General features: G+C 39.1%; 16 protein-coding genes. 1 reads left to right on the forward strand and 15 read right to left on the reverse strand.

The window, feature by feature from the left end; translation table 11 throughout:
- Positions 1 to 464: 464 nt before the first annotated feature.
- Positions 465 to 1487: an NAD(P)H-dependent amine dehydrogenase family protein gene (locus V3595_RS07350; protein WP_485906255.1), complete on the forward strand. Its 1023-nt coding sequence runs from the start codon at positions 465 to 467 to the stop codon at positions 1485 to 1487.
- Between the two features lie 295 nt (positions 1488 to 1782).
- On the opposite strand, the gene V3595_RS07355 is transcribed toward V3595_RS07350, so the two are convergent.
- From V3595_RS07355 to V3595_RS07425, 15 genes are all read right to left on the reverse strand, one after another.
- On the reverse strand, positions 1783 to 2538 hold the full coding sequence (locus V3595_RS07355; protein WP_485906257.1) for an IclR family transcriptional regulator: 756 nt from the start codon (positions 2536 to 2538) through the stop codon (positions 1783 to 1785).
- A 258-nt stretch (positions 2539 to 2796) separates the two neighbouring features.
- Positions 2797 to 4524, reverse strand: coding sequence for a sensor histidine kinase (locus V3595_RS07360; protein WP_485906258.1), 1728 nt, complete (start codon positions 4522 to 4524; stop codon positions 2797 to 2799).
- Positions 4525 to 4547: 23 nt separating this feature from the next.
- On the reverse strand, positions 4548 to 5009 hold the full coding sequence (locus V3595_RS07365; protein ID WP_485906260.1) for a GAF domain-containing protein: 462 nt from the start codon (positions 5007 to 5009) through the stop codon (positions 4548 to 4550).
- On the reverse strand, positions 4999 to 5652 hold the full coding sequence (locus V3595_RS07370) for a response regulator transcription factor (RefSeq protein WP_101221836.1): 654 nt from the start codon (positions 5650 to 5652) through the stop codon (positions 4999 to 5001). The genes V3595_RS07365 and V3595_RS07370 overlap by 11 nt, the downstream gene beginning before the upstream one ends.
- Before the next feature lie 100 nt (positions 5653 to 5752).
- Complete coding sequence (locus tag V3595_RS07375; RefSeq protein ID WP_260357460.1) at positions 5753 to 6403, reverse strand: sensor histidine kinase; 651 nt, start codon at positions 6401 to 6403, stop codon at positions 5753 to 5755.
- 198 nt (positions 6404 to 6601) lie between these two features.
- Entirely contained in the window at positions 6602 to 8107 is a 1506-nt protein-coding gene (locus tag V3595_RS07380; protein WP_485906263.1) for a nitrate/nitrite transporter, read from the reverse strand.
- Positions 8100 to 8387 carry a hypothetical protein gene (locus V3595_RS07385; RefSeq protein WP_101221833.1) on the reverse strand — a complete coding sequence of 96 codons (288 nt, stop codon included), beginning with the start codon at positions 8385 to 8387 and terminating at the stop codon, positions 8100 to 8102. Before V3595_RS07385 ends, V3595_RS07380 begins: the two co-directional genes overlap by 8 nt.
- Complete coding sequence (locus V3595_RS07390) at positions 8374 to 8685, reverse strand: hypothetical protein (RefSeq protein WP_063233471.1); 312 nt, start codon at positions 8683 to 8685, stop codon at positions 8374 to 8376. Before V3595_RS07390 ends, V3595_RS07385 begins: the two co-directional genes overlap by 14 nt.
- A gap of 186 nt (positions 8686 to 8871) precedes the next feature.
- Entirely contained in the window at positions 8872 to 9399 is a 528-nt protein-coding gene (locus V3595_RS07395; protein WP_485906265.1) for a Rieske (2Fe-2S) protein, read from the reverse strand.
- An 11-nt stretch (positions 9400 to 9410) separates the two neighbouring features.
- Positions 9411 to 9971 carry a 4Fe-4S dicluster domain-containing protein gene (locus V3595_RS07400; RefSeq protein WP_485906267.1) on the reverse strand — a complete coding sequence of 187 codons (561 nt, stop codon included), beginning with the start codon at positions 9969 to 9971 and terminating at the stop codon, positions 9411 to 9413.
- On the reverse strand, positions 9972 to 12140 hold the full coding sequence (locus tag V3595_RS07405; RefSeq protein WP_485906269.1) for a molybdopterin oxidoreductase family protein: 2169 nt from the start codon (positions 12138 to 12140) through the stop codon (positions 9972 to 9974).
- The gene (locus V3595_RS07410) at positions 12127 to 13209 is read right to left on the reverse strand and encodes a hypothetical protein (protein WP_485906271.1); all 1083 of its coding nucleotides are present in this window, start codon (positions 13207 to 13209) and stop codon (positions 12127 to 12129) included. The genes V3595_RS07405 and V3595_RS07410 overlap by 14 nt, the downstream gene beginning before the upstream one ends.
- A gap of 747 nt (positions 13210 to 13956) precedes the next feature.
- The gene (locus tag V3595_RS07415) at positions 13957 to 14946 is read right to left on the reverse strand and encodes a 5-oxoprolinase subunit C family protein (RefSeq protein WP_485906273.1); all 990 of its coding nucleotides are present in this window, start codon (positions 14944 to 14946) and stop codon (positions 13957 to 13959) included.
- Positions 14943 to 15701, reverse strand: a complete 759-nt coding sequence (gene pxpB / locus V3595_RS07420) for a 5-oxoprolinase subunit PxpB (protein WP_063233465.1) — start codon at positions 15699 to 15701, stop codon at positions 14943 to 14945. The genes V3595_RS07415 and pxpB overlap by 4 nt, the downstream gene beginning before the upstream one ends.
- 27 nt (positions 15702 to 15728) lie before the next feature.
- Complete coding sequence (locus V3595_RS07425) at positions 15729 to 16520, reverse strand: putative hydro-lyase (protein WP_137018401.1); 792 nt, start codon at positions 16518 to 16520, stop codon at positions 15729 to 15731.
- Between the last annotated feature and the right edge of the window lies 1 nt (position 16521).

A 16521-nucleotide genomic window follows, 5' to 3' on the forward strand; every position in this document is an offset into this window, starting at 1 on the left:
ACGTTACCGATATTTAATGTTATATTGAATTTTCACAATAGTCAATAATATTCAGGTTAAAATTTTTCCAGCAGAAAAGATAGTTTTATATACAAAACTATTAAAGGTATTGCTTCGATTAAAACAACCGGAAACAATACCTTAACCCTTTATCACATAAAACCGGATAACGTTTCTGCTAATTCTCGTGTCCGATCAAGTAAAATGTTTTAACCGGGAACAGTATGGCGGTTTCTACTTACCTGTCCAACATCCCAATTTATGCTGATGCTTGAGCCGCCATTTCACAATTCCCGCGATATGTAACCCCAAATTGAAGTATGATTCTCCACTAATTCACCTCATTCATTGCCGTCTTTCCTTTTATAACGATTCATTATAAATATATAAAAATTAACTATTTTTATTATTTATCAGCCAATGTTAGCATTTTGTTATAAGTTATTTGAAAGGATGAGTGATGAATGTCTATGCACTATTCTGAATTCGCAGTATTCGGGCTGGGCCCCATCGGAATTGAAATTCTACGCAGTGCTTATCAAACGAATCCGCAATCGATTATCGGTGTTGTCGATATTGATCCCGATAAGGTAGGAAAGGATATTGGGTTACTAATCCATGAAAAGGAAACCAACAAGTGTGTAGTCTCTCATATACGGGATGTAAATACTGAAGCTGACCACCCTATCGCCCTACATGCAACCGGTTCCGACGCACAACAAGTATGGCCTCAAATCAAAGAACTGCTAGATCACGGCTTTTCAGTGGTTTCCACCTGTGAACAACTTTCCTTCCCTTGGCATCGCTACCCCCTACTTGCAAAGGAAGTAGATGATTATGCTAAAGCTAAAGGGCTTAGTGTCATTGGGACCGGAATCAATCCAGGCTACATCATGGATACTATGGCCATTTCATTTACAACAGTATTGACCACGGTTAACCAAATTAAGGTCAATCGTAAAGTAGATGTTTCGAAAAGGCGCCTCCCCTTACAAAAAAAGGTCGGAATCGGGATGACCAGAGAAGAGTTTGAATTTTTAGCTGAACGGAATAAAATTGGGCATGTAGGTCTTGAGGAGTCTGTCAGGTTAATCGCTTATGGGCTGAATTGGAAACTATCAAGTGTAACCAATACCATAGAACCAACGATTGCAAGCGAAGATATGACCGTTCCGCTATCTGCCTTAAAACCAGGGGATGTTAATGGGCTTCATCAAATTTCCACTGGCAAGACGGTGGACCGAAAGGAAATTTCCTTGGATTTAACGATGTCTGCAGGTATTAAACAGGAAGATGAAATCGTTATTGAGGGGAACGAAACACAAAGGTTGATTGTTCCAAACGGCATTTTTGGAGATACCGCAACCGCAGCAATGATTATTAATACCGCTAAGCAAATTGATGCCCTCCGTAAACCAGGTTTACTTACAATGGCTGACATCGGGGTGCCGAGGAATATAGATCAATCAGACTTTGTGCATATTTAATGGCTAACCAACAATCTTGCGATATAGTTTTACGATATTGGAAAAGGTGAACCCCGAATGGTTCACCTTTTCGTCCTGGCTCAATTTTCCCCGAGATCAAGAATGATTCCGTTTAACGAAATGATTGCAGATAAGCAATTCCAAATAAAGCTGCAAACCTTGCCAACATGACAAAAAACCACCATAATCGGTGGCTTTACTTCCTATATGTAGTATGTAGGAATCGACTATCTTATATAAGTTATCTTATTTCAGAAAAATATATTCCGAAAATGACATGATTTTTCTATTTTCATTAATGTGTTTGAGAACCAAGTTTCATGGAAATTGCTTTGGCAGCTTTCGTTACTTTTTCAATCAATTCAGGCAAGCGATCTTCCTGAAATCTTGCTTCAATCCCAGCCACACTAATACCAGCTACTATTTCACCTTTACCATTGAGTATCGGTGCACTCACCGCTTTTGTATAATCCTCAAGTTCTGATGAAGTTATCGTGTAACCATTCATTCTCGCTTCATCCAAAGCGTGACGGAGTTCAGTTTTATCCGTTATCGTTCCAATGGCGATTGGTTTTAATTGAATGCTTCCCAAATAATTTTCACGCTCTTCTTCCGGCAAATACGCTAGGATGATTCGAGAATCACCAGCATACAATGGCGAACGCCTTCCAATGGATGTATAAAGTCGAACAGGGTGCAGGGTGTCCACCTTTTCAATATACATCGCTTCATCCTTATCCCTCACAATTAAATTCACTGCTTCTTCAACATCATCCCGCAGGTCTTTCATGATGGGATAGGCGATTGACCTGATATCCAAACGCTCCCCAACCAGTTGACCAAACTGCAGGAATATAAGTCCAAGTGAATAGTGGCCATCTTCGTCCTTTGTTAAAAACCCCATTTCTTCCAATGATCCCACCATACGGTGTAACGACGTTTTCGGCAAATTGGAAAGTTCCATCATTTCATTAAAGGTCAGTTTTGGATGATTTATGAAAAGGGTTAGGATTTGCATGGATTTCACGACCGTTTTGTTATGTGCCTGCATACAATGTCTCCTTTCATGATACATGTTTTCCTTAACTATCATTCTATTATAAAACATGGAAGAAAGGATGTAATGAAAATAACCGTATTCATTGTTATTTCGTGAATGCTCTGACTGTATTCTCATTTGATTTTCCGGCATTATTTTCAATTTGATCGTATCATTTTAACATCCCGCAAGCCCATAGAACGAGTATTGATGGGAAATGCTGAAGCGTTTAGCGGATTAAGTTACTTGATCATTACGAAAATCCATCCACTACAAAGGCATTTTCAATATTACTTTTGTCCCTTTCCCTTCACGAGAATGAAGGATAAGGTTTCCGCCGCAAACTCTGGCTCTTTCCTCCATACTGAATAAGCCTACTCCACGGGTAACTTTTTCTATATCAAAGCCCTTTCCTTTATCTTCTATTTCTACACGAACTTCTTCCTCTATTTCCTGGATCGTCACTGTAGCTTCTTCGGTTTGAGCATATTTCCTAATATTTGTTAATGCCTCTTGAATAATACGGTAAATGGTAATTTCTTTGTTTGTATTCAGACGGCAATTCAAATAGCATTCAAAATGGACCTTGATATGATGATGCTCTGAAAATTGCCCCAATAAAGAGCGAATGGCAGGGAACAGTCCAAGATCATCAAGTACAGATGGCCTTAATTCCCAGGATAGATGCCGGAGTGCTTCGATAATTTCGGTCGCTTCATCTTGCATCTGATCTAACAGGGGATGATCCATTTCTGTCTGCAGTCTGTTAATCGTTATGAGGTGGCTGTATAAGTTTTGTCCGATATCATCATGAAGCTCTCGGGAAATGCGTTTTCTTTCTTCTTCCTGCACATCAATGATTTTCCCGGTCATTTTCTGAATCTCTTCTTCCGCAAGCTTACGCTGGGTTACTTCATATCGAATCGCTAAATATTGGTAAGGTTTCTGGAACTCATCAAGAAATGGAACGATTGTCGTATCCACCCAATAATAAGTATTATCCTTGGTCTTATTTTTAATCTCGCCTTTCCATACTTCCCCTGATGATATTGTTTTCCAAAGATTGTCGAAAAACTCTTTCGAATGAAATCCCGAGTTAATAATTCGATGATCCTGTCCGATCAGCTCTTCTTTTGAAAACTTTGAAATCCGGCAAAATTGATCATTGACATATTTGATCGTCCCTCGTTGATCGGTTATTGCTACAATTGAGGAAGCATCCAAAGCAAATTGGAAATCGGCCATTTTATTTACAAATTTCCCTAATTCCTCTAAAACTCGTTTATATTCGGTAATTTCCTTCCGAATTGCCAGGTATTTATAAGGGTTCCCTTTTTCATTTAAGAAAGGGACAATTGTGGTATCCACCCAATAATAAGTTCCATCCTTCGCTTTGTTCTTGATTTCACCCCGCCAAACACTTCCTGATGAAATTGTTCGCCAAAGCTCTTGCATAAATTCCTTTGAATGATAACCTGAATTGATAATTCGGTGATCCTTCCCGATAAGCTCTGTTGCTGAATATTTGGATACCTCACAAAATTTCTTATTAAAGTTTATTATCTTGCCCTTTTCATCCGTAAATGCAACAATCGTTGATTCATCAAGTGCGTAAATTAAATCAACCAGTTCATTTATCGGATAGGATTGCTGCTGGTTAATCCGTGATTGGTCTTTCACTTTATGGACTACAATTAAGTAATAAAGCTCTTTCGCAAGCTGAAAGGAGTTCACCCTGAAAAAAAGCGAAAAAGCATGACCATCCCGGTGGATCCCCAACTGGTGGATAATCTCCCCTTCCCCGCTGTGCTGCAGGTTTGCCCCTGGTATAAGATTCAGAAGCTTTTCCCCGTTCAATTCATGATGATCATAACCAAAGTTTTCATATACCTGTTGATTCGCAAAAGAGATGACTCCAGATTCATTGACAAGGATTGTCGCATCGCTAGATCCAGGCGTAACCCCTTTTTCCATTTCCAAATGTTTATTCAAGTCCATACATAATCCTCCTTGTTGCCATGTTAAATTGAGCTGTTCAATTCCTTTTCCAGTTTTTTCGCTGCATCAAGGATCTTATGCTGGTCGCTTTCAGAAATAGGCTGAGCTGTTCGTTTACCTACTAATAATACCCCCTTGGGAACACCTTTAAATTGAATCGGAACTGCGAAGGCGCAACTGAGATTTTCCGCAAGCATAATGGGATAATCTAAAGCTTTGCCGTGGATATTATTGGGGAAACCCTCAATTTTCATCGGCGTCCCCGTTGATATGACCCTACCTGCTATTCCTTTTCCATATCTAACAGTTATCCTTTTGTACTTATCATTTCTGTTTCCGGCGGCATAATGCCAGCTTATGTCAGGACCATTTCTGTTTTGTAAGGCAAGGCCTACAAAATCACCATTCATTTCTTCTAATACATGTTCACACGCTTTTTTAAATGGTTGATCCTCTTTCGATTTACTGTCCCCGTTAAATTCCATACCCTAATAACCCCTTTTTTAAAGCGAATGCAACAAGTTCATGCCTTGTTTTCATCTTGAGCTTTTCCATTAGGTTTCCTTTATGGCTTTCAACCGTTTTCACGCTTATGACAAGCTGTCCGGCAATTTCTTTATTGGAAAACCCTTTCGCAATCAACGTAAGTACCTCTTTTTCACGGTCAGACAACAGATTGATAGAATCAGCGGTTCCCTGCTTCACACTGCCTAAATATTCTTCCATTACCCTTTTTGTAGCAGATGGATGAAGGTAAGCATTTCCGTTCGATAATGATCGGATGGCTACCAATAATTCTTCATGGGGTGCACTTTTTAAAATACATCCTGAAGCCCCGGCTTGAATAGTTCTGAACAAATATTCATCATCATCATGCATAGTAAGTATTAATATGGCTACCTCAGGCATTAGTTTTTTTAGTTCGGAAGTAGCCGATAAGCCATCTTTCCCATGAGGCATGCTTAAATCCATGACTACCACATTAGGCTGAAGCTCTAGTGCTCGTTCTATTCCTTCGTTCCCTTCTGAAGCTTCCCCTATGACTTCCATATCAGCATGATTATTTAATAGCATCTTTAAGCCCATTCTTACAACGGCGTGATCATCGCAAAGCAAAATTTTTATCAAAGCTGCTCCCCCTTAGCTTTGTTTGTATATGTATTGTTATAAATGAATATGAAACAACAACGGGGATTGCTCAATTAGCAAACCCCTTGTTTAGTCCATTTTAATATAATGGAAGTGAAATCTCTATAGAAGTACCGTCATCTATTTTTGAAAATATGGTACAATTCCCGCCAATCAAATGCATTCTTTCACACATGGCAGCAAGCCCGCTCAACTTATTCATGGCGGCTTCAACCTCAAACCCTTTCCCTGAATCTTTTATCATAATTAATAACAAGCTTTTTTCCCATTTGAATATTATACTTGCTTTTGTTGTATCAGCATACCTTGCTATATTCACCAATGCTTCTTGGCAGACCCTGAAAAGTGTAATCCTATCTCTATCAGAGATTTGCGATTCAATTCCCAGATTCTCCATCTCAACCTCAATTCCATAGGTTGAAGTGTATATTTTTATGTAGCTTTTTATAGCTGAAATAAGCCCAAAAGTCGTAAGGGTAGGAGGATGCAATTCTACAGCCAAAAGCCTGATTTCTTGTATTGCCTTCTCCAATAGCTGTTTCATATCACCCGCATAGATTTTCATGGCAGGCTGTTCGATTGCCGTTTCAATGAGCTGCATTCCGGAAAAGAGACTGGAAAGGGACTGCCCCACACCTTCATGAAGCTCCATGGCAATTCTTTTAATCTCTTCTTCATGTGTTTGTATGATATAAGAACTGATGTTGTTTTTAAGTGGCTGAGTATTCATTCCCACCCTCCTTCTTCAATAGTCGCTGATTATTGGCCATTCAAAATGCGACATGCTCTCCCGATTACACTTTCGGCAGAGTGGTGAGAACACTGACGTATACCTTCTTTCCCACCAGAGACCTAGCATTAGAACTTCTTGTTCTTGAAAACTACAATTCAGCCTTCAAATCCAATAATTTCATACGCGCAGTTCATTTTATGCTTTCTTCACTTTATGACTTGAAATGTCACTAAACATTCCGGCATATTGAACAACATCCCCAGCATCATTTTTTATTGCACTAATTGTCAGCCATTGTAGATATTGCTGTCCATCCTTTCGGCTATTCAAGATTTCACCTTGCCAGAAACCATTTTTTTCAATAGATTTCCACATATCCTCATAAAAAGTTTGAGGCTGTTTACCTGACTTAAGTATACTAGGATTCTTTCCAATTACTTCATTTTCCTGATAGCCAGTAATCCTTGTAAACGAAGGGTTTACTGAAATGATTTTACCACTGGTATCGGTGATCAAAATGCCTTCTATTGTATTGTCAATCACTTCTTTGGCAAGGCCCATTTTACCTTGGAAATACATCCAGACTACTAAAATCAAACTTGCAAGGGCAACTTCTGACAATGCCATGAACCCGATTGCATAATGGCCTGTGATATTGAATAACAAGGATAGAATTAACGGCGGGAAAAATCCTCCCAAACCTCCCATTGCGGACACAATTCCATTCACAATACCGGCCTGCTTTTGGAAATACATCGGCACCAGTTTAAAAATAACACCATTTCCTATTCCAGCACAGAGAGCAATACTTAAACAGCCAAATGTGTACCAGCCAATTGATGGAGCAAAGGATAGGATCATTGCTGAAATCGTATAAATTCCAAAAACAAACATGAGCAGAATAAGAGAATGGAAGCGGTCGGCAAGCCACCCGCCAATAGGTCTCATAAGAGTAGCAAGAACAATAAAGCCTGCTGTCCTTACACCTGCATCAACTTTATCTAATCCAAAGTTCGCTACAAGAAAGTTTGGCAGATAAATAGTAAATGCAACAAAAGAACCGAATGTTATAAAGTAAAATAAGCTTAGCAGCCATAGTTTTTCATTTTTGTAGACACCCTTAATTTGTTCTAAAAGCGGTGTCTTTACTCTCAGTTCCTTTTTATCCCCTAATAGGAAGTTACCTGCGATAAATACTGCCAAAATCACAAGATAAAGCTGTACGGTTGTTGACCAGCCAAACTTCGTAGCTACAACAGGTGCTGCAAATGCTGATATAGCCGTTCCGAGGTTTCCTGCACCGTAAATTCCGTTTATAAAGCCATGGCGTTCCTTAGGATAGTACTTCGGTAAAGAGGTTACTCCAACAGAGAATACGGCTCCCCCAATACCAAGAAATAGCCCTCCAATCAACAAATCAGCAAGAGAATCCGCAATACTGATATAATAAACAGGGAATAACAGCGATATAAAGCTAATCAGGAAAATTTTCCTGGCCCCGAACTGATTGGCGTAAAAGCCAAGGGGAATGCGAAGAATAGATCCTAAAATAACTGGAACAGCTGTTACCAGTGCAAGCTGACCATCCGGTATTGCGATATCTTCTTTAATAAAAGGCAGCAGGGACGAAATTAATACCCACACCATAAATCCTACAACGAGGTTTAAGGTTTGTAATGGAAGCTGAATTTTTCTAAACATCCTGACCACTCTCTCTTCTAATTACATATTGTAATCTCGCATTTTCGTCAAAAGCTGACCACTCATTTTCATTTTTAGTCACATTGGATATCAACGGGACAGCGAAAAAATTAATGTCGTCAAAGTAAATACGCAGATGTGTTATATCAGGACAAAGCTTCACCTTAACAATCGTTTTAGAAACGAAAGGAGCTTTACCCTGGCCATCATCATCTAAGATGGCTACACTTGCTTTTTCCGATATTAATGGTTGTATATCTTCTATTTTAATGTGTTCCACAGGTATTGCATCCTCTCTTTGCCGTGTAAACATTCATTTGAAAACCCTGCAAATATTCCCAGAATGTATCTTCTGCATGATTCTCGATAAATTCAATTGTTTCCACTACAGACTCCCAATTGCTCATTCCCTTTACTTCGGCAACTACAATATCGGCCCCATCTATTGACTTTTCATCTAAATACCAGTTAAGACGGACATCTTTAAAAAGGTCTGAAAGGAGCTTATCGATTTCAGCAGCAAAATTTCCAGATGCTTCTTTTACAAAACAAAAATCAAAGTATGTTTCACTGTTCATTTGATTCACGCCTTTTCGTTTTTCGTTTTTTTATAAGTAAATAACGCTAAGGGAAACACCACTATGTTTAATCCCCCAAATATTAAAACATTTACATAATTTTCATAATAATATTGATGAACCATAAATTGGGTAAATACAATATTCATCATAAAGAAGGCACAAAGCAACGCGACACCAATAAACTTAAGCCTCATAACGCTTCACCCTTACTGCGTATACCCCGCCATTTTCAACTTTCACCTGAATCTCAGGCAGCGGCCTTCTTGGCGGACCGGCAGTTGGAGCACCTGTTTCAACATCAAATTTTCCATGATGACAAGGACAAACCATCTCTCCTTCTTCCTTCACCCAGAAAACCGGGCAACGAAGATGTGTGCATGCATTTTGGTAAGCTACGTATTTCGTTTCAGACAATCTGATCAAAATAGCATCATCATGATCACCTGGAAATTTAAACTCTACTGCGTCACCAATTGCAATTTTGCTTACATCTGTGATTTTTTTGTGGGGATACTCCTTTTCCCCAAGACCCATCAATTCTTTAGCCGCTACCGCTCCCCAAGGAAGGGAGGAAATTGCGAATACACCAGCAGCTCCCACTAATGTTTTCATGAACCCACGTCTGTCGAGCTTTCTTTCATTATTCCGTTCAATATTATGGGTGTAATTATCTTCATTAAAGGGAATTTTATTATTTTTATCTGACGGCATCTTAATCCCTCCTAAAATAGCTTCGTTATCCCCTGTAAAATACCAGGCAAATTTACTTTAACGTTCGTTTCACCTTCAAGATACGGCATGCTAGTCACCCATTTTCCATTATCTAGATTAAATTGTTTTTTTCTATTTCCAATTTCCTCATCGGTGAGCCACTGAAGTGTATTGGATGGACAAACACTTGCACACATTGGCGGGATACCGTTTTTTGTCCGGTCGATACATAAATCGCATTTGTACATTAAGTTTTGTTCAGTGTCAAATTTTGGTATACCATATGGACAAGCAATCGTACAGTTTTGGCAGCCAATACATTTTTCAACGAGAGCTGATAAGACGGCCCCTGTCTCATGTATTTGGATTGCCTGGGCTGGACAGCTTCTTGCACAGGCCGGATTCACACAATGAAGGCACATTAGAGGCATGGTTTGCCGATTAACCATAGGGTTTACATCGTAAACATAGTTTCTGTTCCGTTCTTCATGCCCTCCGCATTGTGTACATGCTGCAAGGCATGAACGGCATCCTATACAGTTTTCAAGTTCTAAGTACAGCCTCTTTTTCATTTATTGCACCTTCTTTATTTCAACTTTTTCCAATTGAGCAGCACATGCCTTATATTCCGGCATACGGGAGATCGGATCAAGTGCTGCAATGGTTAATAGATTGATAGATTGCTCGTGACCAAAGTGGTACGGAACAAATACAGTATCTTTACGAATTGCTTCTGTAATTTTCACTTTATAGATTGCCTCGCCTCTTCGGGTATGTAGGCGGACTCTTTCTTCATGTTCCATATTGTATTTTTTTGCTGTTTCCGGATGTACTTCGACGTATGGCTCCGGACACATATCACGCAAGAACTGGATTCTTCTCGTCTGGTTTCCAGATAAGTAGTGGTAAACGACACGCCCGGTTGTTAAACGAAGTGGATATTTTTCATCTGGCTCCTCAGCAGGGGGGCGGTAAGGAAGCGCACAAATTTTCGCTTTGCCGTCTGCGTGATAGAATTTCTTATCCAGGAACATATGCGGCGTTCCCATATCATTTTCATCCTTACAAGGCCAAAATACTCCGTCCTGTTTATCGATTTTATCCCATGTAGCACCATAATAATCGGCATATCCCCCTTTACTAGCCAGTCTGAATTCATCAGCTATATCTTTTGCTGTTTTCAAATGGGAAAAGTATTTTCCTTTTCCAAGACGTTCTGCAAGTTCTACTTGTATTTGCCAATCGGGCTTAGATTCACCGATTGGTTCTTGTGCCTTATTTATCTTAATAATTCTTCCTTCAAGGTTTGTAACTGTTCCTTCATCTTCTGACCACGTTACTGATGGCAGGATCACATCCGCAAACTCTGCTGATTCAGAAAGATAGAAGTCCGAACACAACATAAAATCAAGATTTTTCATCGCACTTCTGACGAAATTTAGATTCGGCGCAGATACTGCAGGATTAGAACATAGCAGATACAATCCGCGGATCGTTTTTTGTTCCATCAGTTCAAACATTTCATAAGCAGAAACACCCGGCTGAGGCATTTCTTCCGGAGTAATTTTCCATACTTTACAAACTTCTTCAACATGTTTAGGATTTGTAATTTTACGGTATCCTGGCAATAAATCCGCTTTCTGGCCATGTTCCCGTCCACCCTGTCCGTTGCCTTGACCAGTGAATGTTGCTACACCAGACTTCGGACGGCCAATCTTACCTGTTACAAGCGCCATGTTTGTATATCCAGATACATTGTCAACACCCTTATGCTGCTGTTCAATTCCACGGGCAAACATGACAACTGCATTCGGTGCTTTTCCATAAATCTCTGCTGCGCGAATAATTTTTTCAGGTGCCACACCTGTAAGCTCACTCGTATATTCCAGTGTGAATTTTTGTACAAGCTCTTTTGTTTCTTCAAATCCGTTTGTATGATTATTAATAAACTCTTCGTCAGCATAACCATTTTGGATTAATAAATTTAATATTCCATTAGCAAGGGCAAGATCCGTTCCCGGTTTCAGGTCAAGGTGCACATCTGCTCTTCTCGCAATAGGTGTTTCCCGGGGATCCACCACGATAATGTAACCTCCTCTTTCTTGAACGTTCCAGACTCGGAACATAGAAGTTGGATGACATTCTGCTGTGTTGCTTCCTGCAATAAATAAGCAATCTGTTTCATGAATATCTGTCCAGGGTAATGTTGAACCTCTATCTACGCCGAATGAACGAAGGAATCCTCCGGCCGCACTTGACATACAAAATCGGCCATTATAGTCAATGTAGCGTGTTCCAAGAGCCACACGTGCAAATTTTCCTGTTAAATAGCATTTTTCATTTGTCATTGATACGCCGCTGAAAACGGATAATGTATCTTTTCCATATTTATTTTGAAGCTCACTGAACTTTTTCACGATTAAATCATACGCTTCATTCCAGCTTGCTTCACGGAAGCCTTCCTTGGTTCCTTTTAATGATGCATCATCACGAATAAGCGGTTTTAAAATACGATCGTCATGATTTGTCTGCTGGTAAGCTGTAACCCCTTTTGGACACATTTTTCCAACCGTTACAGGCCAGTCATAACGTGGTTCAACCCCAATGATTTTATTTGTCGCTACATTTACCCTTAAATTCATTCCGCACTGCATTCCACAATATGCACAATGCGTTTTGACCAATGATTCATTCGGGTGTATCACATTCTCTACTTCTTTATAAAACTTATCCCTTTGCATTCTGGTTTGCCTCCTTAACTTTTACCTCATGGATAGGGAAACCGGAAAATTGAGCAATCCGGTATTTTCTACGGCAAGGTAGGCACATTTCAGCGAGATGGTGGCCTTCCTTCGTTTGAAATTCGATATTGTTCACGCCGAGAACCTCTACGACATCTTTTGATTGTTCTGTTGAAACAAACTCATCACCACATACTTTGCATCCTTTCATGGATTGTTCCGCATAATGCTCTCTATAGTTTCTTGCTAAAACACTCATTGGGCGAAAAGGTATGTGCGCAAGTTTTCCGAACGGAAGATAAATCAATGTAATAATGACTGACCATTGGTGAATCAAGGACATAGCTGGCTGTCCTGCACCGTGTATAAAGATGTTCATAAACGTTAGTGCCAATCCTGTAATGCTGACTAATAACAACATAAATAATGGAAGGAAGTCATAGATGAATTTTTGTTCTGCTCTTGCCTGCATATTTTTCAAGCGGCGGTATAGAGCCATGCATACTCCGGAAATGACCATCACTGCTGTAATGTTCAGTGCGTTATATGATAAGTTCGCAATAAGCCCATCAGCTGGTACTGTCATTACCTGGATCCCCATTGCGATGATGTTGTAGTAACCGTTGTCGTCCATTGTGAAGTACATCCATCCAAATACTAGAGGAAAAGTCACGAAGCAGGAAAGAATGCAGCCCCAGCCCATTAGAACGTGCTGAGTCCATCGGTAAATTCCCCTATTCCAGATGAAATTGTATGTTGCTAAATGGTCAACTGATGTTTTGGGCGTTGATTTTCTAAATAGAAGTTTGATGCCCTTTTTTATAAAAATCTTTGTTGGCGGCCTTTCTCCCCATGCGATAAATCTGTAAAAGAACCCCCCAATAAAAATAATCGTCCCCACCATATAGCCATAAAGGTTTAAATCTACGTGTGTAAACATTCTCGTACCAATAAACGATAAGAATACAAGTCCGCAAACTGCTAGAAACATAGACTTAGCAAAATGTGATGCAAAAGCATTATCAATCGATTTTCCTGTTTTTTGATTTGCTGCGACTTTTGCCTGCATTACTATTCCTCCTCATTACAAACAATTACCATACCCTTATTGTAAGAGCTGCCCCGATTTTTCCATATCGGGGGAATTCCCTATCCTAAGGGGAAAATTCCCCTATCTTTTAAAATAAAAAAAACAGTTCTGATGTGCTGAACTGCCTGTACTATATTTCAATGTTCAAGTTTTCTCTTTTCCAGTTTTTATATTTTATTTTGCAATGTAGGAAATGCTGATAGTAGTTTTTCTAGATGTTAGTATGATTAAGGGATGTTTGTTGTTTTTGCAGTCTTTGCATATGATAAAATCGATTACCGAAAACAAATGTTTTTTAATGAAAATAAGTATATAGAGGTGAAATTATTGAGACATAATCTCATAAAAAAGATATTAGTATTCAAGATTTTTATTGACTGAAAGAAGAACTGCACATACATAGTAAAATGGGATAGAGAATTCTGATAGATCGAAACATTTAATCAGATAGGAGCGATAAAAATCCACATAGAAATTCAACGGTTAATACTAAGCTTAAACGCAAGATAAAGTATTTCTTGATACAGTCATTAAAGAAAATACTTGTTGGAGTCACATCAGCCATCAAGTATTAAGGTAAAATAAGCAACAATTTATTTGAAAAACTGCCTTGAGAAAATAAATAGAGGCTCCATCTTTCACTTATTATTTATGAACAAAAAAAGAAAGTACCCTTTTAATAAGAGTACTCTCTTCCTTTTGTTACTTCTTGATGAAGTAACTATATTACATGCTGTTTTTTAGAGCTAATGAAATCGAAACCTTTAAATCTTTTAATTGTTGTTCTTTTTGAAGGAAATGCTGCTCGGCTTCTTTTAAGGTTACTCGTGAAAATTGAATAGCTTCCCCTGGTTTGACCTGAGCAATTAATGGTAAATCTGCAGTAATCACTTGAGCTATCTTAGGATACCCTCCCGTTGTTTGGCTATCCGCAAGAAGAATGATAGGGTTTCCATCAGGAGGAACTTGAACAGACCCGTTAGTTACTGCTTCAGACAATAGCTCCCTTTTATCCTGTAACTCTAACAAAGGACCTGATATTCTATAGCCCATACGATCAGATTGGTTTGAAACTTTAAACAAATTCTCTGCAAAACTAACTTTACTAGAGTCCGTAAAATAATCGTACTGGCTTCCATCTATGAAACGAATAACTGGCATGCGACTTGGCATAAACTCCTTTTCATTGACAAACCACTTTGGAGCGATAAACGCTTCTTTAAACTCCCGGTTATCTAGAATCGTAGAAGTTTCATTAAAATCCACAACATCATCTACTTTTAATGCTCTTCCCTTATAGCCCCCAATTTCCCCTCTTAGATATGTACTTTTACTATTCATAACTGTAGAAATAGCGTATCCTCCCGCTACAGACAAATAAGTCCTACAACCTGATTTACATCCCGCGAATCGAAGAATAGAGCCTTTTTTTACATAAACAGGCTTCCACATTGGAACAGCTTGACTGTCAATAGTAGGTGATAAATTTCCACCTGTTATCGCGATCAAGCAATTTTTTTCTATTTTAAGAGTCGGACCCATTAACGTAATTTCCATGGCCGCTTCACCTTCTTTATTGCCAACTAACATATTGGCAATTCTTAGGGAATATGCATCCATTGCGCCGCTTACAATCACTCCATGTTGCTGAAACCCTTTTCTTCCAAGATCCTGAATACTAGTTAATAATCCCGGTTTGATTACACGCAGGCTCACTGTAACCCCTCCTTAAGAATAATTTCATTATACTCTTGATTAGAAATTGGATGGAATTTCACAATGTCTCCTGCTTGTAATAGGCTTGGAGGATTTACATCTGGTAAGAATAGTTTGGTTGGCGTTTGTCCAATTAATTGCCACCCTCCAGGCGTAGATATTGGATATACACCCGTTTGCATACCTGCAATTCCAACTGCTCCTGTTGGTATGGTCATTCTAGGAGAAGATCGTCTAGGTGTTGCAATTTTTTCTGATAGTCCACCGAGAAACGGAAAACCTGGAGCAAATCCAATCATATAGGCTAAGTACTCACCATTTGAATGAATATGGATGACTTCATCAGTAGTTAAATTATTATAACGAGCTACATATTCCAAATCCGGGCCATATTCCCCCCCATAACATACAGGAATAGAAACAGTTCGATGTGTTAGCTTTTTATCTTCTTTTAACCACTGTAGTTTCCTTTCCATGATAGAACGAACCACTTCATATGGAGAAATAAATTCATCATTATTGCTTTGTTTTTGTTTCTTATAGATAACTAGAGGATCATAAAAAACTGTCAAATTTGTAAAAGCCGGCACACATTCTATAAATCCAACAAAAGGTTCATCTTCAAGCAAATCCATAAACATTTTAATTTTTTTGTGAATGTCGTATTTAATTTCATTCCCAAATGTAATCACGATTGCGGAATCGCCTAAGGGAGACAGTATGCATGTAGTTTTATTCAAAAGCTTTTCCGGCATAGAACTCAACTCTTTCTGTTAGTAATATTATAAAACGCCTAATTTATCATCACGAATGTCCGTTATAAACATATGTCCTGGTGCATGCGTAATCATAATCGCCGGTTTTGTTTCCATTGCGATAGATTGAGGCGTTACTCCACAAGCCCAGAAGACCGGCACTTCTCCTTCACGAATCGTTACTGCATCACCAAAATCAGGTTGCTGTATGTTAGAAACACCAATCGCCTCCGGATCTCCAATATGGATTGGACCACCATGAACAGCAGGAAAACGCGATGTAACTTGAGCCGCTCGCACCACATCTTTCTGAGGAATCGGACGCATGCTCGCTACCATTTTCCCGTGAAATATCCCTGCTTCAACACATGAAATATTCGTTTTATACATCGGTACATTACAGTTCTCTTCAATATGACGAATGGAAATATCGTTGTTTAAAAGGGCATGTTCAAATGTAAAGCTGCAACCGATTAAAAACCCAACCATATCATCTTCCCAATAATCTGAAATATCCGTTACTTCTTCTATTAATTCACCATATTTATATATCCGGTATTTTGGAATATCTGTACGTATATCACCAGACTGTGCAGCAAATTTAGGAATAGGAGAACCAATTTCTGTTACGTCTAGAAGTGGACAAGACTTTGGATTACGCTGACAAAACAATAAAAAATCAAAAGCATGCTCTTTTTTTAAGATGGCCAAGTTTGCTTGTGCATATCCGTTTGCCATTCCAGCAGTTGGCTTAATCAATTCATTGTTGCGGATCATTGCGCGCAATTCAGCCGGGGTAGCTTGAGAAAGATCGATCATT

The organism is Bacillus sp. CFBP9009, from assembly GCF_036541465.1.
Taxonomy (GTDB): domain Bacteria; phylum Bacillota; class Bacilli; order Bacillales; family DSM-1321; genus Peribacillus.

Coding starts and splice junctions, on each gene's coding strand:
- V3595_RS07350 (WP_485906255.1), top strand. CDS start 465: ATGTCTATGCACTATTCTGAATTCGCAGTATTCGGGCTGGGCCCCATC.
- V3595_RS07355 (WP_485906257.1), bottom strand. CDS start 2,538: ATGCAGGCACATAACAAAACGGTCGTGAAATCCATGCAAATCCTAACC.
- V3595_RS07360 (WP_485906258.1), bottom strand. CDS start 4,524: ATGGACTTGAATAAACATTTGGAAATGGAAAAAGGGGTTACGCCTGGA.
- V3595_RS07365 (WP_485906260.1), bottom strand. CDS start 5,009: ATGGAATTTAACGGGGACAGTAAATCGAAAGAGGATCAACCATTTAAA.
- V3595_RS07375 (WP_260357460.1), bottom strand. CDS start 6,403: ATGAATACTCAGCCACTTAAAAACAACATCAGTTCTTATATCATACAA.
- V3595_RS07380 (WP_485906263.1), bottom strand. CDS start 8,107: ATGTTTAGAAAAATTCAGCTTCCATTACAAACCTTAAACCTCGTTGTA.
- V3595_RS07390 (WP_063233471.1), bottom strand. CDS start 8,685: ATGAACAGTGAAACATACTTTGATTTTTGTTTTGTAAAAGAAGCATCT.
- V3595_RS07395 (WP_485906265.1), bottom strand. CDS start 9,399: ATGCCGTCAGATAAAAATAATAAAATTCCCTTTAATGAAGATAATTAC.
- V3595_RS07400 (WP_485906267.1), bottom strand. CDS start 9,971: ATGAAAAAGAGGCTGTACTTAGAACTTGAAAACTGTATAGGATGCCGT.
- V3595_RS07405 (WP_485906269.1), bottom strand. CDS start 12,140: ATGCAAAGGGATAAGTTTTATAAAGAAGTAGAGAATGTGATACACCCG.
- V3595_RS07410 (WP_485906271.1), bottom strand. CDS start 13,209: ATGCAGGCAAAAGTCGCAGCAAATCAAAAAACAGGAAAATCGATTGAT.
- pxpB (WP_063233465.1), bottom strand. CDS start 15,701: ATGCCGGAAAAGCTTTTGAATAAAACTACATGCATACTGTCTCCCTTA.
- V3595_RS07425 (WP_137018401.1), bottom strand. CDS start 16,520: ATGATCGATCTTTCTCAAGCTACCCCGGCTGAATTGCGCGCAATGATC.